General features: G+C 29.0%; 25 protein-coding genes and 3 tRNA genes. 18 read left to right on the forward strand and 10 right to left on the reverse strand.

The window, feature by feature from the left end:
- Positions 1–13: 13 nt before the first annotated feature.
- The 7 genes from ACTT88_RS02765 (at position 14) to ACTT88_RS02795 (ending at position 6,559) form a co-directional block, all read left to right on the forward strand.
- Positions 14–1,279: a TrkH family potassium uptake protein gene (locus ACTT88_RS02765; RefSeq protein WP_440907840.1), complete on the forward strand. Its 1,266-nt coding sequence runs from the start codon at positions 14–16 to the stop codon at positions 1,277–1,279.
- A gap of 28 nt (positions 1,280–1,307) precedes the next feature.
- Positions 1,308–1,384: transfer RNA gene (locus ACTT88_RS02770), tRNA-Arg, on the forward strand.
- Positions 1,385–1,561: 177 nt separating this feature from the next.
- Positions 1,562–2,602: an amino acid ABC transporter substrate-binding protein gene (locus ACTT88_RS02775; protein WP_075484502.1), complete on the forward strand. Its 1,041-nt coding sequence runs from the start codon at positions 1,562–1,564 to the stop codon at positions 2,600–2,602.
- A 69-nt stretch (positions 2,603–2,671) separates the two neighbouring features.
- Positions 2,672–3,817, forward strand: a complete 1,146-nt coding sequence (locus ACTT88_RS02780) for an amino acid ABC transporter permease (RefSeq protein ID WP_440908619.1) — start codon at positions 2,672–2,674, stop codon at positions 3,815–3,817.
- Positions 3,818–5,260 (forward strand): amino acid ABC transporter permease, encoded by a 1,443-nt coding sequence (locus ACTT88_RS02785; protein ID WP_440907841.1) that lies wholly within the window; start codon positions 3,818–3,820, stop codon positions 5,258–5,260.
- A 3-nt stretch (positions 5,261–5,263) separates the two neighbouring features.
- On the forward strand, positions 5,264–5,998 hold the full coding sequence (locus ACTT88_RS02790; RefSeq protein ID WP_440907842.1) for an amino acid ABC transporter ATP-binding protein: 735 nt from the start codon (positions 5,264–5,266) through the stop codon (positions 5,996–5,998).
- Positions 5,999–6,187: 189 nt separating this feature from the next.
- Positions 6,188–6,559 carry a helix-turn-helix domain-containing protein gene (locus ACTT88_RS02795; protein ID WP_075484522.1) on the forward strand — a complete coding sequence of 124 codons (372 nt, stop codon included), beginning with the start codon at positions 6,188–6,190 and terminating at the stop codon, positions 6,557–6,559.
- A gap of 53 nt (positions 6,560–6,612) precedes the next feature.
- Here the strand turns inward: ACTT88_RS02795 and ACTT88_RS02800 are convergent.
- Positions 6,613–6,688: transfer RNA gene (locus ACTT88_RS02800), tRNA-Asn, on the reverse strand.
- Positions 6,689–6,738: 50 nt separating this feature from the next.
- Positions 6,739–6,812 (reverse strand) — tRNA-Cys (locus tag ACTT88_RS02805).
- Between the two features lie 124 nt (positions 6,813–6,936).
- Here ACTT88_RS02805 and ACTT88_RS02810 point away from each other — a divergent pair.
- From ACTT88_RS02810 to ACTT88_RS02820, 3 genes are read left to right on the forward strand one after another with little or no spacing between them, the layout of a single operon-like run.
- Positions 6,937–9,564 carry a valine--tRNA ligase gene (locus ACTT88_RS02810; RefSeq protein WP_440907843.1) on the forward strand — a complete coding sequence of 876 codons (2,628 nt, stop codon included), beginning with the start codon at positions 6,937–6,939 and terminating at the stop codon, positions 9,562–9,564.
- Positions 9,564–11,282 (forward strand): dihydroxy-acid dehydratase, encoded by a 1,719-nt coding sequence (gene ilvD, locus ACTT88_RS02815; protein ID WP_440907844.1) that lies wholly within the window; start codon positions 9,564–9,566, stop codon positions 11,280–11,282. Before ACTT88_RS02810 ends, ilvD begins: the two co-directional genes overlap by 1 nt.
- The gene (locus ACTT88_RS02820) at positions 11,282–12,487 is read left to right on the forward strand and encodes a sugar phosphate nucleotidyltransferase (RefSeq protein WP_440907845.1); all 1,206 of its coding nucleotides are present in this window, start codon (positions 11,282–11,284) and stop codon (positions 12,485–12,487) included. The genes ilvD and ACTT88_RS02820 overlap by 1 nt, the downstream gene beginning before the upstream one ends.
- 24 nt (positions 12,488–12,511) lie before the next feature.
- Here the strand turns inward: ACTT88_RS02820 and ACTT88_RS02825 are convergent, their stop codons facing one another.
- The 6 genes from ACTT88_RS02825 to ACTT88_RS02850 form a co-directional block, all read right to left on the reverse strand.
- Entirely contained in the window at positions 12,512–13,477 is a 966-nt protein-coding gene (locus ACTT88_RS02825; protein WP_440907846.1) for a hypothetical protein, read from the reverse strand.
- Between the two features lie 260 nt (positions 13,478–13,737).
- Positions 13,738–14,388, reverse strand: coding sequence for an aquaporin (locus ACTT88_RS02830; protein WP_440907847.1), 651 nt, complete (start codon positions 14,386–14,388; stop codon positions 13,738–13,740).
- Positions 14,378–14,812, reverse strand: coding sequence for an arsenate reductase ArsC (locus tag ACTT88_RS02835; protein WP_440907848.1), 435 nt, complete (start codon positions 14,810–14,812; stop codon positions 14,378–14,380). Before ACTT88_RS02835 ends, ACTT88_RS02830 begins: the two co-directional genes overlap by 11 nt.
- Positions 14,812–15,033, reverse strand: a complete 222-nt coding sequence (locus ACTT88_RS02840; RefSeq protein ID WP_072090559.1) for a DUF6552 family protein — start codon at positions 15,031–15,033, stop codon at positions 14,812–14,814. Before ACTT88_RS02840 ends, ACTT88_RS02835 begins: the two co-directional genes overlap by 1 nt.
- Before the next feature lie 83 nt (positions 15,034–15,116).
- Entirely contained in the window at positions 15,117–15,998 is an 882-nt protein-coding gene (locus ACTT88_RS02845) for a phytanoyl-CoA dioxygenase family protein (RefSeq protein WP_440907849.1), read from the reverse strand.
- A 129-nt stretch (positions 15,999–16,127) separates the two neighbouring features.
- On the reverse strand, positions 16,128–17,186 hold the full coding sequence (locus ACTT88_RS02850) for a zinc ABC transporter substrate-binding protein (RefSeq protein ID WP_440907850.1): 1,059 nt from the start codon (positions 17,184–17,186) through the stop codon (positions 16,128–16,130).
- 71 nt (positions 17,187–17,257) lie between these two features.
- On the opposite strand from ACTT88_RS02850, the gene ACTT88_RS02855 reads away from it, so the two are divergent.
- Genes ACTT88_RS02855 through ACTT88_RS02870 form a run of 4 tightly spaced genes read left to right on the forward strand, consistent with a single transcriptional unit; the run spans position 17,258 to position 20,230 of the window.
- Positions 17,258–18,004 carry an ATP-binding cassette domain-containing protein gene (locus ACTT88_RS02855; protein WP_440907851.1) on the forward strand — a complete coding sequence of 249 codons (747 nt, stop codon included), beginning with the start codon at positions 17,258–17,260 and terminating at the stop codon, positions 18,002–18,004.
- Between the two features lies 1 nt (position 18,005).
- Positions 18,006–18,809: a metal ABC transporter permease gene (locus ACTT88_RS02860; protein WP_075485720.1), complete on the forward strand. Its 804-nt coding sequence runs from the start codon at positions 18,006–18,008 to the stop codon at positions 18,807–18,809.
- Positions 18,810–18,833: 24 nt separating this feature from the next.
- The gene (locus ACTT88_RS02865) at positions 18,834–19,232 is read left to right on the forward strand and encodes a Fur family transcriptional regulator (RefSeq protein WP_075485722.1); all 399 of its coding nucleotides are present in this window, start codon (positions 18,834–18,836) and stop codon (positions 19,230–19,232) included.
- Positions 19,232–20,230, forward strand: coding sequence for an Ldh family oxidoreductase (locus ACTT88_RS02870; RefSeq protein WP_440907852.1), 999 nt, complete (start codon positions 19,232–19,234; stop codon positions 20,228–20,230). Before ACTT88_RS02865 ends, ACTT88_RS02870 begins: the two co-directional genes overlap by 1 nt.
- Here ACTT88_RS02870 and xth read toward each other — a convergent pair.
- The gene (gene xth / locus ACTT88_RS02875; protein WP_440907853.1) at positions 20,222–20,998 is read right to left on the reverse strand and encodes an exodeoxyribonuclease III; all 777 of its coding nucleotides are present in this window, start codon (positions 20,996–20,998) and stop codon (positions 20,222–20,224) included. The genes ACTT88_RS02870 and xth overlap by 9 nt on opposite strands.
- The gene (locus tag ACTT88_RS02880; RefSeq protein ID WP_023853837.1) at positions 20,998–21,315 is read right to left on the reverse strand and encodes a HesB/IscA family protein; all 318 of its coding nucleotides are present in this window, start codon (positions 21,313–21,315) and stop codon (positions 20,998–21,000) included. Before ACTT88_RS02880 ends, xth begins: the two co-directional genes overlap by 1 nt.
- Before the next feature lie 50 nt (positions 21,316–21,365).
- Between ACTT88_RS02880 and ACTT88_RS02885 the strand changes: the two genes are divergently transcribed.
- The 4 genes from ACTT88_RS02885 to ACTT88_RS02900 are packed head-to-tail and all read left to right on the forward strand — an operon-like array spanning position 21,366 to position 25,417.
- A complete protein-coding gene (locus tag ACTT88_RS02885; RefSeq protein WP_440907854.1) occupies positions 21,366–22,484 on the forward strand; it encodes a deoxyguanosinetriphosphate triphosphohydrolase in 1,119 nt (372 codons plus the stop codon).
- On the forward strand, positions 22,481–24,214 hold the full coding sequence (gene argS / locus ACTT88_RS02890) for an arginine--tRNA ligase (protein ID WP_440907855.1): 1,734 nt from the start codon (positions 22,481–22,483) through the stop codon (positions 24,212–24,214). The genes ACTT88_RS02885 and argS overlap by 4 nt, the downstream gene beginning before the upstream one ends.
- On the forward strand, positions 24,214–24,474 hold the full coding sequence (locus ACTT88_RS02895; protein ID WP_072090570.1) for a hypothetical protein: 261 nt from the start codon (positions 24,214–24,216) through the stop codon (positions 24,472–24,474). Before argS ends, ACTT88_RS02895 begins: the two co-directional genes overlap by 1 nt.
- Positions 24,467–25,417 carry a glycoside hydrolase family 3 N-terminal domain-containing protein gene (locus ACTT88_RS02900; protein WP_440907856.1) on the forward strand — a complete coding sequence of 317 codons (951 nt, stop codon included), beginning with the start codon at positions 24,467–24,469 and terminating at the stop codon, positions 25,415–25,417. The genes ACTT88_RS02895 and ACTT88_RS02900 overlap by 8 nt, the downstream gene beginning before the upstream one ends.
- Positions 25,418–25,421 lie beyond the last annotated feature (4 nt).

The raw sequence follows: 25,421 nt of genomic DNA on the forward strand, positions 1-25,421 counted from the left end.
AATTATTTCCACAGTGATTGGAATAATTTTTTACAAAATTAAAACTGATCCCAAAAAACCCACAATATTTGAAAAAATATTAACTGTCTTATTGGGATATTTTTTAATGCCTTTAGTTTTATCGATACCTTTTTATTTAAGTATTTATAATTTATCTTTTTTAAATTCTTTATTCGAGGCAGTTTCTGGGTTTACTTCAACAGGTTTTACTATCTTTGAAAATATCAAACATATTGATCAAGGCTTAATTTTATGGAGATCATCAATACAATGGATAGGTGGGTTGTATTTTTTATATTCAATTATTTTTTTAATTGATATTTATGATGAAAGTTTAAAAAAATCATTAACTAATTTTTTATCTTTTAATTCGTCTGAGATTTTAAAACAATCAATTAAAATTATTTTACTTTACTCAGGATTAACTATATCAATTTTTATTATTTTAAATATTTTTGGAATTAGATCATTTAATTCACTGAATCTAGCAATGACAGTTATTTCATCAGGTGGATTTCTGCCTACAAATGATCTTTCGACAATTTTAATAAATGATTTTCAAATAATTATGTTTTCTTTTTTAATGCTGATTTCCTTTTTTAGTATTTTTTTTACATACAATTTAATTTTTTTAAGAAAAAAAAATTTAAATTTTTTTTATGAAGATATACATTTATTTTTATATTTTATTGTAGTTGTAAGTATATTTTTTGTATTCTTTAGTTATGATACTAATTTCACATATAGTTTTTTATCTTTAGTTAGCAGTATTACAAATATAGGTATCTCACTTGAAGTTGCTCAAGCTAACTTACATTTTATATATATCTTACTTGTAATTATTGGGGGATCTTTCTTTTCTACGAGCTCAGGTTTAAGGTTTTTAAAAATATATTCTTTAACTAAATATTCTATTAATCAAATTCTTTCTTTTAGCCGGCCAAAAAATGTATTTATGAATAAATTGTTTTTTTCTAAAATTAATTTTGACACAAAAGACATAAATAAATATTTTTTAACAATATTAATTTTTGTTATTTCTCTGTTTTCTTTAACCATCTTATTATCTTTGTCTAATATTCAATTTGAATACTCATTTAAATTGGCTGTATTGACATTGATGAATACAGTTAATTCATCTGCTTATGGTCTATCAGACTTTGATTTTCAAAATTTGCACTTTTTAACCAAATATTTTCTTATATTTTTTATGATTATCGGAAGGGTTGAACTAATATCTTTATTGTTGATTGCTAAAAAATTCTTTTTTAAAAATTAATATAGTATTATATATATCAATAAATTTTGCGCCCTTAGCTCAGCTGGATAGAGCATCGGTTTTCTAAACCGAGGGTCGTAGGTTCGAATCCTTCAGGGCGCGCCATTTCTCAGTTTTTAACGCATTAATCATATATAATTTTGCTTGACGAGAATTTGAATTAAATCCAATTAATATATTATTTTTTCTTGAACACTATTTTCTTACATGCTTAAATTAAGAATATTCAAAAGTAATTTTGAATTATTTGTTAACAAATAAAAATAACATAAAGGAAGAATAATGTTTAAATACTTAAAACAATTAACTTCTTTAGTTGCTATGGTTGCAGTGTTGTTTACTTTTACAACAGAAACTATGGCTGCTAAAAAATCTAAAACACTTAAAAACACTCAAAAGAAGGGTTTTGTAAGATGTGGAGTATCTCAAGGTCTCCCAGGATTTTCTAATGCTGATGCTGCAGGAAATTGGACTGGTATAGATGTTGATGTATGTAGAGCGGTAGCTGCTGCAGTACTAGGTGATGCAAACAAAGTTAAGTTTACACCATTAAGTGCTAAAGAAAGATTTACAGCTTTAACTTCTGGTGAGATTGATATCTTATCAAGAAACACAACTTGGACTCTTTCTAGAGATGCTGATATCGGACTTACTTTCGTTGGAGTAAACTTCTACGATGGTCAAGGTTTCATGGTTAGAAAAAGTTCTGGTATTACTTCAACAAGCCAATTCAAAGATGGTATCTCAGCTTGTACTAACATTGGTACAACAACTGAGTTAAACATGAGGGACTTCTTTAATTCTAAAGGAATTTCTTATGAGCCAGTTGCTTTCGAAAAAGCTGATGAAGTCGTAGCTGCCTATGATGCTGGTAGATGTGATACATACACTACTGATAAATCAGGTCTAGCTGCACAAAGAACTAAAATGTCTAACCCAGATGAACACATTGTATTACCTGAAACTGTTTCTAAAGAGCCTTTAGGACCAGTTGTAAGACAAGGTGACTCTGTATGGGAAGATATCGTTAGATGGTCTTTAAATGCTATGATCGAAGCTGAAGAGTATGGAATCACTTCTGCAAACGCAGACTCAATGAAAACTTCAGACAACCCAGCTGTAAAAAGACTAGTTGGTGCTGAAGGTGAATTAGGTGCTGCTTTTGGTCTAGACAATGAGTGGAGCTTAAGAATTATTAAGCAAGTTGGTAACTATGGTGAAAGCTACAAAAGAAATATAGCTGACACTGGGATTTTACCTGACAGAGGTCCAAATGAATTATGGACTAAAGGTGGAATTCTTTATGTACCACCTGCAAGATAATTGCACATTTAACTAATTAAAAAGGGCTAGATTTTTCTAGCCCTTTTTTTTATAAGCGTTCAAATGGACCTGAAATTACAAAAAATCATTCCCCAATTAATTACCGTTTTAGTTGTAGTATTAGTTTTTGGATTTTTTACATATAACGCCCAAATCAATATGGAGAATAGAGGTATTGATTTTGGATATGGGTTTCTTTCTCAAGAGTCATCTTTTGATGTTCAGTTTTCTCTTATTGAATATGATGGGTCACATTCATATTTTAGAGCTTATTTAGTTGGTTTACTTAATACTATTTTAGTTTCTGTAATTGGAATTATAATTGCAACAATTTTAGGTGTTATTGTTGGTGTTGCAAGACTCTCGCCAAACTATTTAATAAATCAGTTTGCTGCTTTTTATGTGGAGTTTTTTAGAAACATCCCATTACTTTTACAAATATTTTTTTGGTATTTTGCTGCTTTAAGAGCTCTACCATTGCCTCAAGATGCGGATGCAATGTTAGGTGTTTTTTTCTTAACGATTAAAGGTTTGTATGTTCCAGCATTCGTTTGGGAAAATCTTAACGTGTTTTTATATTCTATAATTGCAGCAATAATTGCAATAGTTGTAATTAGAATTCATGCAAGAAAAGTTCAAGAAACGCAAGGTAAACAGTTACCTGTTTTTTGGATATCAGTAGGTTTAATTTTTATATTACCTTTACTTAGCTTTTTAATTGGAGGTGTGAGTTTATCGTTTGAAATTCCTAAATTAAAGCAATTAGCTGCAACATCATTCAAATACGAAGGCGGTATAAGCTTACCCCCTGAATTAATAGCTTTAACTTTATCGCTGGCCTTATATACAGCAACTTTTATTGCTGAGTGTGTAAGAGCTGGAATTCAAGGTGTAGGTAAAGGTCAAAAAGAAGCAGCTGCATCTATTGGATTGAATCCTAACCAAGTTTTAAAATTAGTTGTTATGCCACAAGCATTAAGAATTATTATTCCACCAACCACAAACCAATATTTAAATTTAACTAAGAATTCTTCATTAGCTGCTGCAATTGCTTATCCTGATCTAGTACTAGTTTTTGCGGGAACAGCATTAATGCAAACTGGTAAAGCGATTGAAATAGTTTCAATAACGATGTTTACCTACCTAAGCTTAAGTATTTCAATTTCAATTCTTATGAATTGGTACAATAAAAAAATTGCTATTAAGGAAAAATAAATGTCAAAAATTAATTTTTTAAAACCAGATAAAGAAAATTTGACTACCTTTTTATATATGGGTTCATTTTTATTTGTTATTAGTGTTATTGATGTTTTTCTTAATTCATTCTTCAGTTTAAACATCACTGGATTTTTACCTGCATCATTAAGCTTTGTAATTCCAATTATATTAGGTTTTATAGGACTGTATTTTATTAGAATTGAACACAGTGGTAATAAATTTCTGGATCAAGTAAATAAAAATATTAATACAAGTAATTTTAATGCAATCTTATCCTTATTAATTATTTTTATAATTATTAAATCAATACCACCAGTTTTAAGTTGGTTCGTAGTTGATGCAAGTTTTGCTGGTGATAGTAAAGATGTTTGCTCAGGCACTGGTGCTTGTTGGACTTACATTAAAGTTTGGTTTAGAAGATTTATGTATGGAATGTATCCAAATGCAGAACAGTGGAGAATAAATTTATCTTTTATTGCTTTAGCTCTTTTAGGTTCTGTAGGATATTTTGCTACAGAAAAATTTAAAAAATATTTAACTTTATATTATGTTGTAATTTATCCATTTATAGCATTCCTATTTATTTTCTTTTTTATATCAGGTGGTCCTGTATTTTTTGATTTTTCTTATGGAATAATTGCAGCAGTAATTTCAATAATTATTGGTTTCTTTATTCCAAGTAAATTTAAATTTTATTATTTTATATTTGTGCCAATTACTCTTTATATCGCTTTAAAATATTTCATCTTTTACGAGGAATTAATTGAATTAGGTAAACTCGATGGATTAAATTGGGTCGAAACTGGAGCTTGGGGGGGATTATCACTTACATTTATAATTTCATTTTTCTGTTTAATTTTCTGTTTTCCTATAGGAATGGCATTTGCTCTTGGTAGAAGATCAGATTTTCCATTAATAAGATATATATCAATTGGGTTTATTGAATTTTGGAGAGGTGTTCCGTTAATTACAGTTTTATTTATGTCTGCTGTGATGTTTCCAATGTTTTTACCTGCGGATTTTTTTATAGATAAATTGGTGAGATGTATAATAGCTATTTCTTTGTTTGAAGCAGCTTATGTTGCTGAAGTTATTAGAGGAGGTTTACAAGCATTACCACGTGGTCAATACGAAGCTGCAAAATCATTAGGTATGGGATATTGGCGAATGCATATATTTGTAATTCTTCCTCAAGCTTTAAAATTAGTAATTCCAGGTATTGCTAATACTTTTTTAGCTTTAGTTAAAGATACACCTTTAATATTTGTAGTTGGTTTACTTGAAATTGTCGGAATGTTAAATTTAGCAAAAACTAATCCAGAGTGGTTAGGTTTTGCTATGGAAGGCTATGTTTTTGCTGCAATAATTTTCTGGATTATTTGTTATGCAATGAGTAAGTATAGCTATAATCTAGAACAGAAATATAAAACAGAGCGATAAACTATGTCTGACAGTATTATTCAAATAAAAAATGTAAATAAATGGTTTGGTGATTTTCAAGTTTTAAAAGATATCAATCTAGAAGTTAAACCAAAAGAAAAAATCGTTGTTTGTGGTCCATCAGGATCAGGTAAGTCTACATTAATTAGATGCATCAATAGATTAGAAGAGCATCAGCAGGGTGATATTATTGTTGATGGAAATATTTTAACGGAAGATACAAAAAATATTGAACAAATTAGAGCAGAAGTTGGAATGGTATTTCAACAGTTTAATTTATTTCCTCATTTATCAATTTTAGATAATTGTACACTTGCACCAATTTGGGTAAAAAAAATGCCAAAAAAAGAAGCTGAAGAATTAGCTTTAAAACATTTAGAAAGAGTTCAAATTCTTGATCAAGCACAAAAATTTCCAGGTCAATTATCAGGAGGTCAACAACAAAGAGTGGCTATTGCTAGAGCTCTCTGTATGGAACCTAAAATAATGTTATTTGATGAGCCTACATCAGCTTTAGATCCAGAAATGATTAAAGAAGTTTTAGACGTAATGGTTGATTTAGCAAACCAAGGTATGACAATGATAGTTGTTACCCATGAGATGGGATTTGCTAAAGAAGTAGCTGATGAGGTTATTTTTATGGATGAGGGAATGATAGTTGAAAGGGCTGAGACTAAAGAGTTTTTTGCTAATCCAAAGAGCGATAGAACTAAGCTATTTTTAAGTCAGATACTATAGAAAATATATAATTTTAAGCAATAAATTTTAATTAAATCAATCGAAATATGTTCATTTTACATTCAACTAATGCTTGACAGTATTTCAATTATATTAAGTTTCTTACAAAAAAAAATAAATTTTTCTATTGCAGTAACATTAATAAATAGGTTCAATAGTATTTATAAAATTTAATTAAGAGGGGTCTTAATGGAAGATAATTTCAATAAACACTTAGGCAACAAGCTTAAGCTAAGAAGATTAGCTTTAGGTTTAACACAGACTAAAGTAGCAAAAGCAATCAATGTAACATTTCAACAAATTCAAAAATATGAAAAAGGAACTAACGGTGTGAGTTCGATAAGATTACTTCAACTTTCAAACTATTTAAAAGTACCGATTAATTATTTCTTTGAAGACTTTTCAGAATATTTAGTGAATTTGGAAAAATCACAAGAAGGTCACATGAATGTTAATTATAATTTTTTAGTAAAATTATATTCAGAACTTAATGCTGATCAAAAACTGAAATTTAATAAATCGTTACAAATATCAGGATCAGGAATTTCAAAAGCAGTTTAAAATTAATTTGTAACTGACCCCATATTAATTTTTTATACTATTTGATTTCTTTTTGGCTCCTCGGGCAGGACTCGAACCTGCGACCAATTGATTAACAGTCAACTGCTCTACCAACTGAGCTACCGAGGAATGTAAAAAAGCCAACTTACTTTTTTTTATAACTAAAACAAGATTTTTTTTGGAGGCAACGCCCGGAATCGAACCGGGATACAAGGATTTGCAATCCTCTGCGTAACCATTCCGCCACGTTGCCATCTTATTTTTAGCTAATAGCTACAGATGCCTTTTTATAATAAATTTTTTCTATTAGTCTATTAAATAACGATCCAAATTGATTATTGTTAATTTAGATTATTAAATTATAAACTTTAAAATCAATGAGTAGCGATAAATATATACATTCTGATGTAGAAAATAGAATTTATTCTTATTGGGAAAAAAATGGTCTATTTAAACCAAAGGAAAATTCAAAAAAATTCTCAATTGTAATTCCTCCACCAAATGTGACTGGTAGTTTGCATATGGGTCATGCTCTCAACAATTCTATCCAAGATTTATTGGTGCGTTACCATAGAATGAATAATTTTGAAACTTTATGGCAACCAGGTACAGATCATGCAGGTATAGCTACTCAAGCTTTAGTAGAGAAAAAATTGACCTTTGAAAAAATTGATAAAAATGAAATTGGTAGAGAAAAATTTATTGAAAAAGTATGGGAATGGAAAGAGCAATATGGAGACATAATAATTAATCAATTAAAAAAACTGGGTTGTTCTTGTGATTGGTCAAGAAATGCCTTCACCATGGATGAGAATTTATCCAAGTCAGTAATTAAGGTTTTTGTAGACCTTTATAACAAAGGACTAATCTATAAAGATAAGAAATTAGTTAACTGGGATACAGTTTTAAAAACAGCTATTTCAGACCTAGAAGTAGATCAAAGAGAGGTAAATTCTAAAATTTATTACATCAGATATCCTATAGATGGGACTGAAGAATTTATTACAATTGCAACAACAAGACCTGAAACTATGCTTGGTGATACAGCTATAGCTGTAAATCCAAAAGACGAACGATTTAAATCCTTTGTTGGAAAAATAGTTACCATTCCAATTGTTGGAAGAAAAATAAAAATTATTGAAGATGACTATGCAGATCCTGAACAAGGAACGGGTGCATTAAAAATTACACCAGCGCATGATTTTAATGATTATAACGTTGGTCAAAGAAACAATCTTGAAATAATTAATATTTTTACTGAAGCTGGTAAAATAAATGAAAACGCTCCAAAAAATTATGTGGGTCTTGATAGGTTTGAAGCTAGAAAAAGAATTTTAAAAGAACTTAAAGAAAAGGAATTTTTTGTAAAAGAAGAAAATATAAAAAACAAAGTTCCCTATGGAGATAGATCTAATTCAGTAATTGAACCTTTTTTAACAGAGCAATGGTTTGCTGATGCTGGTAAATTATCTGTTAAAGCAAAAGAAGTTGTTAAATCAAAAAAAACAAATTTCTTTCCTGAGAATTGGTCGAAAACCTATTTCCAGTGGATGAACAATATTGAACCATGGTGTATTTCAAGACAGCTTTGGTGGGGCCATCAAATACCTGCTTGGTATGGTCCTGATGAAAAAATTTTTGTTGCTGAAAATGAAAATGATGCAAAACAACAAGCTAAAAAACATTATGGTAAAGATGTTGAATTAAATCGTGATCCAGATGTTTTAGATACTTGGTTCTCATCTGGTTTATGGCCTTTTGCTACACTTGGTTGGCCAGATGACAATAAATTTGTTGATAAATTTTACCCAACGTCAGTATTAGTTACAGGTTTTGACATTATATTTTTCTGGGTAGCTAGAATGATAATGTTTGGTACAGAGTTTTTAAACAAAGAACCTTTTAAAGATATTTACGTTCATGCATTGGTTAGAGATGAGAAGGGACAAAAAATGTCTAAATCGAAAGGTAATGTAATTGATCCTTTAGATTTAATTGAAAAATATAGTGCAGATGCACTCAGATTTACCTTGTTATCTATGGCCTCACCAGGAACAGATGTAAAGCTTTCTGAGGATAGAGTTAAAGGTTATAGAAATTTTTTAAATAAATTATGGAATGCGAATAATTTTTTAATCACTAATGAGTGTGATTTTAAAGATATAGATAAAGTTTCAAGTTTAAATGTAAATATTAATAAATGGATTTATTCAGAACTTATTGAAACAAAAAATAAAATAGAAAAAAACCTTGAGGATTATAGATTTGATGAAGCAGCTAAAAATGCTTATCAATTTGCATGGCATTCGTATTGTGATTGGTATTTAGAACTATCTAAAACTATACTCTTTTCAGAAGATGAAAAAGCTAAAGCAGAGGTTAAAAAAGTATCATCTTTTGTATTCAAACAAATTTTGATTTTGTTACATCCTTTTATTCCATTTGTTACCGAAGAAATTTGGCTTAAAAATAAATTTGACAATGATGGTAGTGATTATTTAATGCTTAAAAACTGGTTATCTGGCGAAATAAATAGGGATAGTAGCACCGAACAAGTTGAAAATATCATCAACATTATTTCAGAAATTAGATCATTTAAAAATGAGCTAAATGTAAGTCCAGGATCATTTATTGATGTATCAATAAGCAAAATTAATAAAAATCAAAAAGACTTTATTAATACAAATGAAATTATTTTAAAAAAACTAGGTAGAATAAACAGTATATTAGATAAGGATTTAGATAAACCAGCTGCGACAATGGTTGTTTCTGGTGATTTGTTTAAGATTTATTTTGATAAAGATGTTGATTTAAAATTAATTAAAGAAAATTTAACAAATAAACAAAGTAGATTAGAGCAAGAAATGAATAAAATATCTCAAAGATTAGAAAATAAAAGTTTTGTTGATCGTGCTCCAAAAGAGATTGTTGAACAAGAAAAAAATAATTATAATAATTTAAAGAATGATATTGAGAAAATATCAGTAACAATAAAGGGTATATAATGGCTAAATTCAATAAAAAGAAACTTCCAAGCAGACATACATCATTAGGAGCAGATAGGGCTCCACATAGATCGTTTTATTATGCTATGGGGGAAACTGAGAAAGATGTAGCAAAACCCTTTATTGGTGTCGTTTCTACATGGAATGAGGCAGCTCCTTGTAACATTGCTCTAATGAGACAGGCTCAATCAGTTAAGAAAGGAGTTAGAGCTAATGGTGGAACTCCAAGAGAATTTTGCACAATTACTGTTACTGACGGTATTGCGATGGGTCATGAAGGAATGAAATCTTCATTGATATCTAGAGAAGTAATCGCTGATTCAGCAGAACTTACTGTTAGAGGTCATTGTTACGATGCGTTAGTAGGGATTGCAGGATGTGATAAATCTTTACCAGGTCTAATGATGTCTATGGTTAGATTAAATGTACCAAGTGTATTTATATATGGTGGATCAATCCTTCCAGGTAAATATAAAGGAAAAGACGTAACAGTTGTAGATGTATTTGAGGCGGTTGGAAAACACTCAACAGGTCAAATGTCTGCGGCAGAACTTAGAAAATTAGAATTAGTTGCTTGTCCTAGTGCAGGTGCTTGTGGAGGTCAATTTACTGCAAATACAATGGCATGTGTATCTGAAGCAATTGGATTAGCACTTCCTTATTCAGCAGGAACACCAGCTCCATATGAAGAAAGAGATAAATACGCAAAAGCTAGTGGTAAAACGGTTATGAACCTTTTGAAAAAAGGAATTAAACCAAGAGATATAGTTACAAGAAAAGCTTTAGAAAATGCTGCAACAGTTGTTGCTGCAACTGGTGGTTCTACAAATGCAGGATTGCATTTACCTGCTATTGCAAATGAAGCAGGAATTAAATTTGATTTAATGGACGTTGCTAAAATTTTTAAAAGAACACCTTATCTTGCAGATTTAAAACCAGGAGGAAAATATGTTGCAAAAGATATGTGGTTAGCAGGTGGTGTTCCAATGTTATTAAAAACTTTATATGAAGGTGGATATATTCATGGTGATTGTATGACGGTTACTGGAAAAACTATGAAGGAAAATTTAAAAGCAATTAAATTCAATCCAAAACAAAAAGTAATGAGGTCTTATAAAAATCCATTATCACCAACTGGTGGTGTTGTTGGATTAAAAGGAAACTTAGCACCTGAAGGTGCAATTGTTAAAGTTGCTGGACTTAAAAAATTACAATTTACTGGAAAAGCAAGATGCTTTGAAAATGAAGAAAGTGCAATGAAAGCTGTTCAAAGCAAAAAGTATAATGATGGTGATGTAATTATAATTAGATACGAAGGACCTGTTGGAGGTCCAGGTATGAGAGAAATGTTATCAACAACAAGTGCAATTTATGGACAGGGAAAAGGGGAGAAAGTAGCCCTTATAACTGATGGTAGGTTCTCTGGGGCTACAAGAGGCTTTTGTGTGGGTCACGTTGGCCCTGAGGCCGCTCTAGGGGGTCCTATAGGCCTTTTACGTACTGGAGATATTATTGATATCGATGCCAAAAAAGGAACGATCAATGTAAGGCTTACTAAAAAAGAATTAGCTGCAAGAAAAAGAAAATGGAAGGCTAGAAAATCAGATTTTGGATCTGGTACTTTATGGAAATATGCACAAACAGTTGGACCTGCATATTTAGGTGCACCAACACACCCAGGTAAGAAAAAAGAAGTTAAGGATTATTCAGAAATTTAATGAAAATTCGTCCAGTTATTTTGTGTGGAGGAGCTGGAACTCGACTTTGGCCAAATTCTAAAAATCATCAAGCAAAACAATTTATTGATTTTGGTAATTGGACTTTACTTGGAAAAACACTTGAGAGAACTAAAGCATCAATTTATGACTCTCCAATTATTAGCACTAATAAGAAATACTTAAGCAAAGTAAAACAGCATTTAAGAAAAAACAAAATAAGCAAATATAAAATTGTTGTTGAACCAGCTAAAAGAAACACAGCACCAGCGATATTAAGTACAGCTTTAATTAAAGATATTCCAGACAATCAACCTTTAATGTTTTTTACAGCAGACCATTTGATTGAAAAAATGAGTATTTTTAATAAGGCGATAAATAAAAATAAATCAAATCTTAATGAAGAAAATATATTTGTTTTTGGAATTAAACCTAAATCTCCAACGAGTGATTATGGTTATTTTTTAACAAAAAAAATCAAAGGAAATATCAATAAAGTAACAAGATTTATTGAAAAACCTAAAGAAGCTAAAGCAAAACAAATTATAAAAAATAAAGGCTATTGGAATTCTGGAATGTTTTATCTTAGAAAAGATTCCATTATTAATAACTTTAAAAAATATCAGGCTAAAACTTACAGAAATTGTTTAAAAGCAGTCAATAAAGCAAAATATAAAGCTAATACATATTATCTAAACAAAACTTCGTTTATTAAGGCGACTGCCAAATCATTTGATTATGCAATTCTAGAAAAAAACAAACAAATTAACGCTATCAAATTAGACATTCCTTGGTCAGATCTTGGTAGTTGGAAAGAAATTCTGAAAATGTATGACAAAAATAAAAACAAATATATTAAGAAAAAAAATGTGTATTACCGTCCATGGGGCAGATACACCAATCTTTTTGAAGGAAAAGAGTTTTTAATAAAAGAACTATACGTAAAACCAAAAGGCGTTCTAAGTTTACAAAAACACCATCATAGAGCTGAACATTGGTTAGTGACCCAAGGCAATGCTAAAATAACTCTTAATAAAGATATAATTGTTAAAAAACCAGGTGAACATATATTCATTCCATTAGAGGCAATCCACAGAGTTCAAAATCCAGGAAAAAAACCTGTTAAAATTGTTGAAGCTCAAGTTGGCTCAATTTTAAAAGAAAGTGATATTGTTAGATATCAGGATATATATGGCCGTGTTAAATAATATAACACGGCCATAAAGATTTATTTAAAACCAATTATTTGGAATAATTATGTAGTGGATCGCTAAAACAATACCTACTGAAACACTTAATCCAAAAATCATTTTAAGAAAGTCCTTACCAATTAATGGAAAGACATACTTAAATTTATATTCTTTGTTCATTGTAGATATTGCAAGCTCTCTACCACACAATAGACCAACGAATACCCACGTTGTTGACATCGGTAAATCATTTAGCTCTTTAAAGTAGAATAAAACTCCAGCATAAATTACGTTAATAATTGTAGCTGATCTTGCATATCTTGTTCCTGTTTTTTCAAGAACAACTTTTTGAATTGGTCCACCTTGAATGTAGAAAATGTAAAATAATAATGAAGTAAAATAAGCCATAACAATTAAAAGCAACGTTAAGTCTAATTGTCTAGGTAGATAGACTGCAATATTAGCTACATCGTGAGATAACCATACCCACCATAACCAACCTGAAGAAACCCATACTGCATTTCTCCAAAAACCTATCCATTTTTCGTCTACTTCATCAAATTTTTCATTAATGAACTTTGATACCAATATCCAGGCTATATAAGCAACCATTGCTGCTAATCCATAACCTACAACACTTTTTAACAACATTTTTTCAAGCACAACAGTTGAAGCAAATGCTGAAAGAACTAAAAAGGTTGTTGATACTGGTATTCCAATTCTTGTTAATAATAATAGTATTGCAGGTGCTACTGCATGATACCATTGAATCTCTTGATAAGGTATTCTAGTTAATCTTCCGTAAGATATATCACCATCATACGCATACCACCCCCAAGCTAACGCAAAAATCATAACTGCTGATGCCGATCCAGCTAGTACGTACCACTTAAACCACTTCTTTTTTGAAGCTATAAAGGTACCAAGTGTTTGAATTGAGTCGTTAGCGATTACGCTATATCCAGCAAGGGCAAACCCTATAACTGTATATACTAAAGTCATTTCCATTTTTTCTCCTATATATTATTGTTTTCGGTTCTGTCTAATAATGACTTGAGAATGTAAATATTCATTAATGAGAAAATAATCTATGATTAAATTTATTTATTTGAGAATCAACGCGAAGATTCATTGATCATTATTACAAGCTAGAGATAAGTCTACAAATGAATTTAATTACTTTGAAAAGCAGAAGCAGATTCGTTTTACTTATATTATTTCAAAATTATGTAAATAAAATTTTATATATTTTACATGTATAAGTTGTGTTATTTATAGATAATTCTAAGAATATACGCTGCTAAAATTAATCCAATAAACTCAGCTAAAATATATGTTGGCGTATTAAGATAATTAATTCCTGTAAAAGAATCAGTAAATGTTCTTGCTAAAGATACAGCTGGATTTGCAAAAGATGTTGATGAAGTAAACCAATAGCCAGCGGAAATATATGTCGCTACGCTAATAGCAACTATTGTTTTTCCGTCCTTTAAAGTTGCAAAAATTATAAATATTAGACCAAAAGTTGCTACAATTTCAGAAATAAATATATGTAACCCATCTCTATTTTTGGTTGATAACTCTAAAAGACTGTGTTCAAAAAAGACATTTGCAAACATTACTCCTAATAAACAACCAGATATTTGTGCAGGAATGTAATATTTTAAAAGATTACCTTTAATTTTTTTTCTAAAAAACATCGCAAGACTTACAAAAGGATTAAAATGAGCCCCTGAAATATCAGCAAAGGCTGTGATTAAGACAAATAATCCAGCTCCAGTAGCAATTGTATTAGCTAAAAGCCTAATGCCATCATCATTAGTTAGATTTTCTGCCATGATCCCAGATCCAACAATAATCATAACAAGAAAACAACTTCCTAAAAATTCACCAATTAATATATTTTTTTTAATTTTCATTATTTAACCAAATATTAATTTTTTCATTTATTTTATCATAAGTCACATTAATTATTTCGTTTATCTGATTTTCATCAGAATTTTTAAATTTTGATACAGGATCTTCAATATCCCAATGAATAATTTTGTTATTGTTTGGCCATATAGGGCAAACCTCGTTATTTGCGTTATTACACACTGTAATTACATGATCTATATTAAATTTCTTATCTAAAAATATTTCAAAATTTTTTGAAGAATAATTTTCAAGATTAAAATTTTTTATTTTGGTTAAATATAATTTGATATTTTCGTTAATTTTTCCTGTAGGATTACTACCAGCACTGTAAGCTTTAAACTTATATGAATATTTATTGTTAATAATACTTTCAGCTATGATGCTTCTTGCAGAATTACCAGTACATACAAACAGTATATTTTTCATTAAATTATGATTTTATAAATTCCTATTAAAAATAAAGGTATTTGTAATCCAAAATTAGTTAAGATAGCCTTATCTTTGCTAATAAAACCAGCAATAGTCCATCCAATAACTCCTAATCCATGAAAATATATATTTAATGGATATATATTTAAATTAGTTAAAAGTATTCCTGTTAGTACCAAAAATGTACTTATCCACTTAAGATATTTTCTAATAAACATGATTTCCTCTCTAAATTTTTTAAATAATTGTTCTATTTATAAAATATTGAGGTTAACTAAAAGAAAGATTTTAATTTTATAGTTTAATTTTTTTGAAGTTCAAAGATAGAAACATAATGTTTCTTCTTAGGGAGTGGGATTATGGTTGGAACTTTAGTCAATCTTGGTTTTATTGATTTATTTCCTACAATAATATTTTTGTCATAATTATCTAAATTAACCTCAGGATGAGGGTTTCCATCATTGATTAATGGCCACGCATCACAAGCTCTATAACCAAATAAAATTAAGGGTCTTGAGTTATTCATTTGATTGTGTCCAGACCCATGAACTGATCTACAATGAAAAAATACTACTGTTCCGGCTGTTCCAGTTATGGAAACACTATCCTTAGTTCCTATTTTATTTTTCTTAGTGTCTATTTTTCCAACAAAATAATTTTCTTTGCTGTGGTGGCTGTACAATTTCTTTTTGTGTGAATTTTTTATTATTTTAAGTGGCCCATTTTTCTCGTAGCAATCATCTAAATATATACCAACTGTGATTAAATCATCGTTTGTATGAGGGTAAAAAGCCCAATCTTGGTGCCATCCAATTTCACTACCTTTTTTCTTATTTGGAAGCTTAAAATTTAATTTACCTAGATGAAATCTCACTGTTCCACCTAATAATTTTTTAGCTATGGATATAATCTTTTTATCTCTAGATAATTCATAGAAGATTTTATGTCTGTTCTGAGGATTATTTAGTCTTAGAATTTCTTTATTTTTAGAAGAGCTTGAATTGTAGACAAAATGGTAATTATCATAGGATTGAGTTCCATTTCCACCATTACCTTTTTTTCTTTTTTTTTCTTTTGAAATTACTTCATTAACAATTTTATTTATTTTATTTATCTTTGTTTGAGAAATTAGATTTTCTTTAACAAGAAAGCCATTTTTTTTAAATAAATTTAAATCATTCATAAGATCAGATTATAAAAATAAATCTTCTTAGAAAAAATTACAATGATTATTGTGTTATAAAAATATCAGTTAATGTTATTTGTTAATCCGAGAATTTAAAAAAATTCCCGGATTAAACCTAATTTTTAATTAACAACCTTTGAAAGATGCAGACATATTTCTAATTAAATTGAAATATAAGTCTTTTCCTGGATCTAATGTTGCACCTAGAGGATCTAGAACACCAGTTTTAATCTTCATATCTTTTGCTACTGCATTGATAATATCAGGATTAAACTGAGGTTCTGAGAATACACAAGCCACTTTGTCATGCTCGATAATTTCTCTAATTTCAGCAAGTTGTTCAGCTCCAGGCATTACATCTGTATTGACAGTAAATGCACCTAATATATTTACATTAAATCTTTTCTCAAAATACTGATAAGCATCATGGAATACAATTGAAGCAACACTGCTACTTAAATCAGTCATTAAATCAATTGTAAGTTTATCGATTTCTTGTAAAGCTTTAGCTAAATTACTTTTATATTTAGTTTCATTTTTAGGATCATTTTCAATTAAATGTTCTGCCATTTCATTTAAAATAGCTTTTGCATTAATTGGGTCCAACCAAATGTGTGGATCAAATTCACCATGTGCATGTCCATCATGATCGTCATGTCCGTGGTCGTCATGATCATCCTCTTTTTTACCATGATCGTCATGATCGTGGTCGTGATCATCTTCTTTTTTACCGTGGTCATCATGTCCATGATCGTCGTGATCATCTTCTTTTTTACCATGATCGTCATGTCCGTGATCGTCATGATCATGTTCGTCAAAAATATTTCTTTCTCTAAATTTTAATACCTGTAATCCTTTAGTTTCCATTAATTCAATTTTTTCTGCTTTCTTAGCAATTGAACTCAATGGTTTTTCTAAAAAACTCTCTAAATCTTCACCAACCCAGAATATTAGGTCTGCATTTTGAAGCATTTTTGCGTGTGAGGGTTTCATTGCAAATCCGTGTGGGGATGCATATCCATCAACTATTAAATCAGGTTTAGCAATACCATCCATTAAATAACTGGCTAATGAATGAATTGGTTTAATAGAAGCAACTACTTTTATTTCAGCATTTGCTGGTGTAAAGAATGTTAAAATTGATAATATTGAGAATATAAGTGGTATTTTTTTAATATTTTTCATAATAAGTAATTTAATTAGTTGTTATAATATAACGTTATGTAATAATATAACATTTATAAGTCAAGCAATATATGAGCTCAGAAAATAGTACATTAGTAAAATTAAATAACGCTGGTTTTAAACAAAATGATAAATGGCTAGTGGAAGGAGTTTCATTAACTGTTGAAAAAGGAAAGATTGTTACCCTTATTGGACCTAATGGATCTGGAAAAAGTACTACCGCAAAAATTGCATTGGGAATTTACAAAAACATAGAAGGAAGTGTTGAGAAATACACAAATAAAGTTGGATATGTTCCTCAAAAAATATCTATTGATTGGACCTTACCTTTAAGAGTTTATGATTTTATGCTTCTAACTGAAAATATTAAAGATGAGGCAATTGATGAAGCACTTACATTAACAGGCGTTATCCATCTTAAGAATAAAAATTTAGGAAATTTATCAGGTGGTGAATTTCAAAGAGTTTTAATTGCAAGAGCTATTTCAAAAAAACCTGAATTATTAGTTCTTGATGAACCTGTTCAAGGAGTTGATTATACTGGTGAGATTGCTTTGTATGAATTAATTAAAAGAATTTCTGATACACTAAATTGTGGAATTCTATTGATCTCACATGATCTACATACAGTTATGACTGCAACTGATCATGTGGTTTGTTTAAATGGTCACGTATGTTGCTCCGGATCACCAATGGATGTTGCTAAAAACAATGAATACAAAACCTTATTTGGTGAACAAGCATCTCAAATTCTTTCTGTATATGAACATAAACATGATCACGTTCATTCAGATAAAGGTGAAATAAAGAAAAACTAATATGTTTGATGATTTTTTTATAAGAGCACTAATTGCAGGTTTAGGAATAGCTTTAGTAACTGGACCTCTTGGTTGTTTTGTTGTTTGGAGAAGATTATCTTACTTTGGCGATACATTAGCTCACTCAGCTTTACTTGGTGTAACTTTGGCTTACTCGTTTGAATTAAACATAGCTCTTTCAGTATTTATTATTTCATCTCTAATTGCATTGATTTTAATTCAATTACAGAAGAAAACTAATTTACCTGGTGATGCTTTGCTTGGTCTATTAGCTCACTCATCATTAGCAGTCGGACTAGTCGTGATTGGTTTTTTAACTTTTATTCGTTTTGATATTATGGGTCTATTATTTGGTGATATATTAGCTGTGACAACTGATGATTTATTAATTATCTGGACTGGTGGCGCTGTAATTTTATTAGTTCTTAAATTGATTTGGAAACCATTGTTTGCATCTACAGTTAATTATGAGTTAGCAGAAGCAGAAGGACTAAACCCTGATAGAGCAAAAGCTATTTTTACAATTCTTATGGCTGCTGTTATAGCCATATCAATTAAAATGGTAGGATTATTATTGATTACAGGTATGCTAATTATCCCAGCTGCGATGGCTAGAAATATTTCTGATAGCCCTCAAAAGATGGTGTTATTTTCAATAATTGGAGGATTGTTGTCAGTATTATTAGGACTATTTTCGTCCTTAGAATTTAATACATCATCTGGGCCTTCAATTATAATGGCTTCTTTGATTTTATTTATATTATCTTTACTTAACATTAAACAATCGATTAAATTGAAAAACTGATAACTAATTGATAAGAATTTAAAGATGCAAAAAGAACATAACCTTTCCAAAAATCAAAAAATCATTTTTGATCTTATTGATAAATCTGGTGGACCTATGAAAGCTTATTCAATTTTATTTAATGTCCAAAAAAAGGGAATAAAAGCACCACTGCAAGTTTATAGAGCCCTAGATAAGTTGGTTGAAATTGGAAAAATTCATAAGATTGAAAGTAGAAATGCTTTTATAGCTTGTCAAAATTCAAGTTGTCAGGTTTCAAAAGCAACAGCTTTTTCAATTTGTGAAAGTTGCGAAAATGTATCTGAAATAAGTAATTCAAAACTTTCAAAATATTTATCTAATTTTTCAGATAACTCTGGAATGAAATATAGCAAATACAATTTAGAATTTTTTGGTTTATGTAAAAAATGTAAATCAAAATAATGAGCACAGTTTCATTAACTTTAGACGAAATATTTGAACTAGCTAAAAAAACTCTTTTAGCTAACGGTTGTGATGATGAAACAGCATCAATACTATCAGACTTGATTAGAAATGCTGAACGAGATGGCTCGGTATCACATGGTCTATTTAGATTACCAGCATATGTAACAGGTCTTAAAGGTGGAAAGATTAATGGTAAGGGTAAACCTGAAGTTAAAAAAATATCTCCATCAGTAATTAAAGTTGAAGGAAATAATTGCTTAGCACCTGTTGTATTAAATAAAGGATTACCAGAATTAACCAAAGCTGCAAAAGAAAATGGTGTTGCAGTATTAGCAATAAATAATTCACATCATATGGCTGCTATGTGGCCTGAAACAGAAAAATTAGCAGAGGAAGGTTTAGTTGCATTTGCTTGTACATCTTACAAGCCTGCAGTTGCACCTGCTGGTGCTATTAAACCATTATTTGGAACGAACCCAATTTCATTTGCTTGGCCACGTCCAGGTAAAACACCAGTTGTTTATGATATGGCAACTGCTTCAATGGCAATGGGAGAAGTTCAAGTTGCTAAAAGAGAAGGGCACAAAGTTCCACTTGGAACTGGTTTAAATAAAGATGGTAAAGAAACAACTGATCCAGGTGAAATTGCTGATGGTGGAGTTTTATTACCCTTTGGTGGTTACAAGGGATCTGCAATTGCAATGATGGTTGAATTAATGGCAGGAGCATTAGTTGGAGATAATTTTAGTTTTGAAACTGCTGCCAAAGATAATAATGATGGTGGTCCTCCAAGTGGTGGTGAATTTATTCTTGCCATTAACCCAGATAAAACCTCAGGAACTAATTGGCAAAAACATGCTGATGATTTTTTTGAAAAAATGAAATCAATGGGTGAAGTAAGATTACCTGGAGAAAGACGTCATAAAAATAGAATGGACACTGGTGCAAGAAATATTAACAAAGAATTAGTGAATAAAATTAAATCTTTAAGCTAAATTAATCTCAATTGGTGTGTGATCAGAAGGCTTTTCTCTTCCACGTGGATCTTTATTAATATTAATATCTTTAATTTGATCAATTATAGAATTTGAAACTAAAAAATGATCAATTCTCATGCCATTATTTTTTTGCCATGCACCTCTCATATAATCCCAAAATGTATATCCTTCTTTATCTTCATAAAAATGTCTGTAGACATCATTAAAACCAAGATTAATCATTTCTCTAAATTTCTTTCTTATCTCAAGTCGGTATAAAGCATCATCTTCAAAACTTTTAACATTATAAACATCTTCTGCTGAAGGGATAATATTGAAATCACCAGCTAAAATAATATTTGAATTTTTTTTAGATAAACTTTTTAATTGTTTTATTAATTGATCAAGCCATTCTTTTTTATAATCATATTTTTCTGTATCTACAGGATTACCATTAGGGGTATAAATATTAATTAATTGTATATTTTTTTTCTTGTGCTCAAACTCAGCTGAAATTATTCTTGATTGTTTTAACTTATCCTTAATTAAATCTGTTTTTACATTTTTTAATTTATTTTTTGAGATGATCGCTACACCATTATAACTTTTTTGACCAAACACATGACTTTCATAGTCCATTGATGAAAAATCATCATATGGAAAATTAACATCTTCAGTTTTGATTTCCTGCATCATTAAAATATCAGGTTTATATTTTAATAAATAGCTTTTGATATTTTCGATTCTTGCTCTTACCGAGTTTACATTCCAAGATGAAATGAGCATTAAAGTGAGAAAGACACTCCACAACCACATGAAGATTTGGTTTGTGGATTAGAAATTTTGAATTGTTCACCTATAAGTTCAGACACATAATCAACCTCAGATCCTTTAAGCAAATCAGCTGAAGTTTTATCAATTAAAATATTTTGATAATTTAAATCATCATCTTGTTTTGATTTATCAAATGTAAATTCATATTGAAAACCAGAACATCCTCCACCTTTGATAGCGATTCTGAAGAATGATCCTTTGTCTTTTTTTGATAACAAATTATCTATTTGTTTTAACGCTTTATCTGTAAATTTAATTTCTTTAATCATGTCTGAACACTGATATTACTAATATAATACTTAATTATTTAAATTAAAGGATGAAAAAGGACACTTTGTTAGGCGTGTTTAAAAGTAAAGGTAGACTTAATAAAGAGGCTAATTCAAAATATAGATCTCCTTTTCAGCGCGATAGAGACCGTATAATTCATAGTGCATCATTTAGAAGATTAAAGCATAAAACCCAAGTATTTGTTAACACAGAAGGCGATCATTTTAGAACAAGGATTACTCATTCAATTGAAGTTGCTCAAATAGCAAGATCAATTGCAAAATATCTAAAATTAAATGAGGATTTAGCAGAAACTTTAAGTCTTGCTCATGATTTAGGTCACACACCATTTGGTCATGCTGGAGAGGATGCTTTAGATGAATGTATGGAAAACTATGGTGGTTTTGATCATAATCTTCAGACACTAAGAATTGTAATGTTTTTAGAAAATAAATATTTCAAATTTGCTGGATTAAATTTAACTCTTGAAACTTTAGAAGGACTTTTAAAACATAATGGACCAGTAGACGATCAAAGCATGATCAACAAACTAATTGGTATAAAATTTTTCAAAAATAAAATTAATTTTAATACGTATCCATCATTAGAAGCTCAAATATCAGCAATATCAGATGATATTGCTTATAATAATCATGATATTCAGGATGGAATCAAAGCTAATTTATTTAAGCTTGAAGAATTAGTAGAATTAGATTTTTTCAAAAATATTTACCAAAGATATAAAAACAAAATAAATAAAAAAAATTATAAAATTGCTATTTACCAAATCATAAGAGACTCAATAGATATTATGATAAGAGATTTACTAAGTAATACAGAAAAAAATATTAAAAAATTTAATATTAAGTCATTAAAAGACGTATCAAAATCAAATCAATTAATAGTTTCTTTTTCAGGTAAAATAGAAAATTCAGAACAAGAAATTAGATCATTTTTAAGACATAGAATGTATGACAATAAATCGGTGCTTAATAAGAATCAAAGAGGTAAAATGATAATTAAGAAATTATTTAAAATAATTAAATTAAATCCTAGAAAATTTCTTACTAAAGAGCAATTGACTAAAGACAAATATAGAGCTATTTCAGATTTTATATCTGGTATGACAGACAGATATGCAATTAACCTTTATAACGATAATAAATGAATATTTTTGAATTATATTTAGATAAAATTAAATCTATTATTGTTGAACTTAGTAAAAAAAATCAACTTATCATTCCTGAAAGTTTCAATGGTATTAATGCTGAAATACCACCGCCAAAATTTGATTGTGATATTTCAACTAATGTTGCAATGGTTTTATCTAAACTAAATAAAACTTCCCCAATAGAATTGGCAGAAAAACTTGTACCTGAAATAAAAAATAGTGATGATCAAATAGATAAAATATCCATTGCTAAACCTGGTTTCATAAATATTAAATTTAAGCCATCTTTTTGGTCAAACTTTATTAAAGAAATAATTGATAATGCTGAAAAATTTGGAATTAATGAAAAAGAGAAAAAAAATAAATATTTAGTTGAATTTGTATCAGCTAATCCCACAGGACCTTTGCACGTTGGTCACTGTAGAGGAGCTATTCTAGGTGATGTCATATCTAATGTTTTAATATTTAATAAACACAAGGTTACAAAAGAGTATTATGTAAATGATTATGGTAACCAAATTATAAATTTTACAAAATCCGTATACTTTAGAATTAGGGAAGTAAAATTTAACGAAACATTTCCTCAGGATAACCCTGATCTATATCCAGGAGATTACCTTGTCGATTTTGCTAAAAATATAGTTTTGGATAATTCAGATTTGAATTTTGATGATTATGATGAAATAAGTGATAAGTTAACAGCATTATCTATAGAACAGGCGCTAATTTTAATTAAAAAAAACCTTAAGAGTTTAGGAATTAACCACGATAATTTTGTTAGTGAAAAAAGTATTGTTTCAAACAAAGAAGTAGAGAATGTAATAAAATTTTTAGAAAAGAATAAATTTGTATACAAAGGAAAAATTAAAGCTCCAGCTGGAGAAGACGATAAAAACTGGGTAGAAAGAGAACAGTTACTTTTTAAATCTACTGATTTTGGTGACGATAAAGATAGAGCATTACAAAAGTCAGATGGAACATGGACTTATTTTGCAAGCGATGTTGCATACCATAAAAATAAAGTAGATCGTAAATTTGATTATTTAATAAATATTCTTGGTGCAGATCATGCTGGTTACATCAAAAGAATTTCATCTTCAGTTGAAGCTCTATCAGGAAAAAAAGATAAATTGATTTGTAAAATTAGTCAGCTTGTAAAATTAATTAAAGATAACAAACCATTTAAGATGTCTAAAAGAAAAGGTGACTACATTACGGTTGATGATTTAATTGAAGAAGTTGGAAAAGATGCAACTAGGTTTATTATGCTTAACAGAAGTAGTGATGTAGAATTAGATTTTGATTTTGATGCTGTAAAAGAAAAATCTAAAGATAATCCGTTATATTACGTTCAATATTGTTATGCTAGAATTTCATCTGTCTTTAGACATATTGATAAAGATTTAAATTCAAAAATTGAATTAGTTGATTTAAGTTTTGAATACTCAAATGATGAAATCAAAATTTTAAAAAAGATTTCAGAATGGCCAAAATGTATTGATGCAGCTAGTTCAAAATTAGAACCACATAGAATACCTGTTTATTTATATGATCTTGCCTCAGAATTTCACTCGTATTGGAATCTTGGTAAACAAAACCCAGAAAAAAGATTTATTAATGATCAAAAAAAAGTTTCACCAGATAAATTAATTTTTTTAAAAGCAATATCTAACGTAGTAAAATCAGGAATGGATATAGTTGGTGTAGATACACCAGATAAAATGTAATGCTAAAAGAAATTAAGTATTTAATCTTTATTGTTGTAATTGCTTTATTTATTTTTTTGACTGGTAGATATTATTTTTCAGATGAAAATAAAAAGAAATCATACAGATCTTATAAAAATAACGATGAAAAAATTAAATTATATTCAAAAAATCTACCTGTTTTGGAAAACGACACACAAAATGTAATAGAATATGTTAAGCAAACAAACAAAAAAAAGAAAAAAAAGTTTAATTTTTGGAAACTTTTAGAGAATGATTAAGAATAGAAGAGCTTTTATTGTTGGTTTAAAATCATCAAAATTATCAAACAAAGAGATTACTTTTTTAAATAAATATAAACCATGGGGAGTAATTTTATTTTCAAGAAACATAAGTTCAATTGAGCAAACTAAAAAATTAACTGACAAAATAAAAAAGATATTTAAAGATAAAAAATACCCAATACTAATTGATCAAGAAGGTGGCCGAATAAATCGATTAAGTAAAATTATCTCATTTGACAATTTAACCTCTGAATATTTTGGTAATTTATTCAAAAAAGATAAGAAAAAATTTAATATTATTTATAAATTATTTATCGATAAGACTTCGTATTTACTTAAATCAATTGGTGTTAATATAAATACAATTCCTGTTTTAGACCTTCGTGTTAAAGGAGCTAGCAACATTATTGGTGATAGGTCTTTTTCAAAAAATAAAAAAAATGTCTCTAAAATTGGAGATATTTGTATTAATTATTTTCACGAAAATTCTATTGGAACTGTGATGAAGCATATACCAGGGCATGGATTAGCTAAGGTAGATAGTCATAAATTTACTCCTGTAGTAACCAAAAACTTAAATTATTTGAATAAAAATGATTTTTTTCCATTCAAGAAAAAACAAAGCTATTTTGCAATGACTGCACATGTAATATATCGAAATATAGATAAGTTTAATACAGCTACACACTCTAAAAAAATTATAAATTTAATTAGAAAAAAAATCGGCTTTAAAAACATTTTAATTTCAGATGATTTATCAATGAAAAGTTTAAAAGATGATTTAAAAACTAATACCATTAAAACGTTTAGTGCAGGTTGTAATCTTGCTCTTCATTGTAATGGCAAATTGTCTGAAATGAAGGTGGTTGGTGATAATTCACCAAAGGTTAGTAATTTTATCATAAAAAAAACATCGCTATTTTATAAAATTTTAAGTTAATATC

This window comes from Candidatus Pelagibacter sp. (genome assembly GCF_052046145.1).
Lineage (GTDB): Bacteria > Pseudomonadota > Alphaproteobacteria > Pelagibacterales > Pelagibacteraceae > Pelagibacter.

What these genes read in the sequence shown, in the direction of transcription:
- ACTT88_RS02870 (WP_440907852.1), top strand. Translation starts at nt 19,232, where the DNA reads ATGAGCACAGTTTCATTAACTTTAGACGAAATATTTGAACTAGCTAAA.
- ACTT88_RS02850 (WP_440907850.1), bottom strand. Translation starts at nt 17,186, where the DNA reads ATGAAAAATATTAAAAAAATACCACTTATATTCTCAATATTATCAATT.
- ACTT88_RS02790 (WP_440907842.1), top strand. Translation starts at nt 5,264, where the DNA reads ATGTCTGACAGTATTATTCAAATAAAAAATGTAAATAAATGGTTTGGT.
- ACTT88_RS02820 (WP_440907845.1), top strand. Translation starts at nt 11,282, where the DNA reads ATGAAAATTCGTCCAGTTATTTTGTGTGGAGGAGCTGGAACTCGACTT.
- ACTT88_RS02825 (WP_440907846.1), bottom strand. Translation starts at nt 13,477, where the DNA reads ATGGAAATGACTTTAGTATATACAGTTATAGGGTTTGCCCTTGCTGGA.
- ACTT88_RS02845 (WP_440907849.1), bottom strand. Translation starts at nt 15,998, where the DNA reads ATGAATGATTTAAATTTATTTAAAAAAAATGGCTTTCTTGTTAAAGAA.
- ACTT88_RS02855 (WP_440907851.1), top strand. Translation starts at nt 17,258, where the DNA reads ATGAGCTCAGAAAATAGTACATTAGTAAAATTAAATAACGCTGGTTTT.
- ACTT88_RS02785 (WP_440907841.1), top strand. Translation starts at nt 3,818, where the DNA reads ATGTCAAAAATTAATTTTTTAAAACCAGATAAAGAAAATTTGACTACC.
- ACTT88_RS02810 (WP_440907843.1), top strand. Translation starts at nt 6,937, where the DNA reads ATGAGTAGCGATAAATATATACATTCTGATGTAGAAAATAGAATTTAT.
- ACTT88_RS02900 (WP_440907856.1), top strand. Translation starts at nt 24,467, where the DNA reads ATGATTAAGAATAGAAGAGCTTTTATTGTTGGTTTAAAATCATCAAAA.
- ACTT88_RS02840 (WP_072090559.1), bottom strand. Translation starts at nt 15,033, where the DNA reads ATGTTTATTAGAAAATATCTTAAGTGGATAAGTACATTTTTGGTACTA.
- xth (WP_440907853.1), bottom strand. Translation starts at nt 20,998, where the DNA reads ATGCTCATTTCATCTTGGAATGTAAACTCGGTAAGAGCAAGAATCGAA.
- ilvD (WP_440907844.1), top strand. Translation starts at nt 9,564, where the DNA reads ATGGCTAAATTCAATAAAAAGAAACTTCCAAGCAGACATACATCATTA.
- ACTT88_RS02775 (WP_075484502.1), top strand. Translation starts at nt 1,562, where the DNA reads ATGTTTAAATACTTAAAACAATTAACTTCTTTAGTTGCTATGGTTGCA.
- ACTT88_RS02835 (WP_440907848.1), bottom strand. Translation starts at nt 14,812, where the DNA reads ATGAAAAATATACTGTTTGTATGTACTGGTAATTCTGCAAGAAGCATC.
- argS (WP_440907855.1), top strand. Translation starts at nt 22,481, where the DNA reads ATGAATATTTTTGAATTATATTTAGATAAAATTAAATCTATTATTGTT.
- ACTT88_RS02865 (WP_075485722.1), top strand. Translation starts at nt 18,834, where the DNA reads ATGCAAAAAGAACATAACCTTTCCAAAAATCAAAAAATCATTTTTGAT.
- ACTT88_RS02795 (WP_075484522.1), top strand. Translation starts at nt 6,188, where the DNA reads ATGGAAGATAATTTCAATAAACACTTAGGCAACAAGCTTAAGCTAAGA.
- ACTT88_RS02830 (WP_440907847.1), bottom strand. Translation starts at nt 14,388, where the DNA reads ATGAAAATTAAAAAAAATATATTAATTGGTGAATTTTTAGGAAGTTGT.
- ACTT88_RS02895 (WP_072090570.1), top strand. Translation starts at nt 24,214, where the DNA reads ATGCTAAAAGAAATTAAGTATTTAATCTTTATTGTTGTAATTGCTTTA.
- ACTT88_RS02860 (WP_075485720.1), top strand. Translation starts at nt 18,006, where the DNA reads ATGTTTGATGATTTTTTTATAAGAGCACTAATTGCAGGTTTAGGAATA.
- ACTT88_RS02880 (WP_023853837.1), bottom strand. Translation starts at nt 21,315, where the DNA reads ATGATTAAAGAAATTAAATTTACAGATAAAGCGTTAAAACAAATAGAT.
- ACTT88_RS02885 (WP_440907854.1), top strand. Translation starts at nt 21,366, where the DNA reads ATGAAAAAGGACACTTTGTTAGGCGTGTTTAAAAGTAAAGGTAGACTT.